Here is a 1,245-nt window from a genome sequence, read left to right as displayed (position 1 = left end):
TGCATGTATCCTAATAAAGTGGACACATTTTTTGGTATACTCTTAAATAAATAGACACAAATTTTGAAAGGACTTTTTAATATGGTAAATAACAGAAAATCACCACGTAAATTTGACGAAGAGTTTAAAAAATCCATTGTAAAACTTCACGAAAGTGGTAAAACTCAAAATGCTTTATCTAAGGAGTACGGCATTGCTCTTTCTTCAATTGCTCGTTGGGTCAAACAATATTCCGAAGTAAAAATTGACGATGACACGATCCTTACGGCTCGTCAGATCAAACAGCTACAAAAACGAAATGCGCAGCTCGAGGAGGAAAATTTAATCCTAAAAAAAGCGATTGCCATATTCACGCCTCACTCGACGAACGATTAAAAGCCATACACATTCTTCGATATGAGTACAGTATTGTAACACTCTGTCGTGTACTCAAAGTCAATCGTTCCACGTATTACAAACGTTTTTCTGGAAAAGTAGCCCCAAGAACAAAAGAAAATCAACACCTAAGAAAAGTGATTTTAGAAATTTATACTTCTTCTCAAAAACGTCTTGGCGCTGCAAAAATCCGCCGGATCCTTTTGCGTGATTATGGCATTTCGATTAGTATTGGTCGCGTTTATCGCTTAATGAAATCAATGGACCTCCCAAAAATGTCTACAGTAAAACCTGTTTTCAAAAAAAGGAAAAACAAGGTTTCTTTGACACGTCCAAATCATCTAAACCAAGCGTTCAATCCACCTGCACCAAATCAAGTTTGGACAAGTGATTTTTCTTATATCCCCATCGGTAAGAAAACATTTGCGTATTTGTGTGTCGTTTTAGATTTGTTTTCTAGAAAAGTAATTGCTTGGACCGTAGGATCAACAATTGATACAAACCTAGCCATTCAAACATTAGATAAAGCACTTCATTCTCGAAATGTAATGAGTCCTGTTCTTTTTCATACAGATCAAGGGGCTCAATATACCTCTTTTGAATTTAGAAAGTTTATAGAGCATCATCCGATTGTCCATTCTCTTTCTAAACCAGGTTATCCGTGGGATAACGCCGTTACCGAAGCTTTTTTTAAATATATGAAAAAAGAAGAATTAAATCGCCGTTCATTTCATTCGCTCGAAGAAGTACGGTTGGCTTGTTTTACTTACATTGAAGGGTTCTATAACACCAAACGTCCTCATGGAACATTAGATATGCTTACACCAAATGAAAAGGAGGCTCTTTACTTTGAAAGTCTTTAAGTATCTT

At 35.9% G+C, this 1,245-nt stretch carries 1 protein-coding gene; it reads left to right on the top strand.

Annotated elements, in window-relative coordinates:
* Positions 1-81 precede the first annotated feature (81 nt).
* A protein-coding gene (locus tag RU96_RS12535; RefSeq protein WP_143350979.1) for an IS3 family transposase occupies positions 82-1,238 on the top strand; the annotation gives its coding sequence in 2 pieces (ribosomal slippage) (positions 82-340 and positions 340-1,238; 1,158 coding nt in all).
* The last annotated feature ends 7 nt before the right edge of the window (positions 1,239-1,245 follow it).

It is taken from the genome of Enterococcus canintestini, assembly GCF_001885735.1.
Classification (GTDB): domain Bacteria; phylum Bacillota; class Bacilli; order Lactobacillales; family Enterococcaceae; genus Enterococcus_C; species Enterococcus_C canintestini.
The sequence above is the reverse complement of the archived record's forward strand: the minus strand, read 5'-3'. Positions and strand labels throughout refer to the sequence as shown.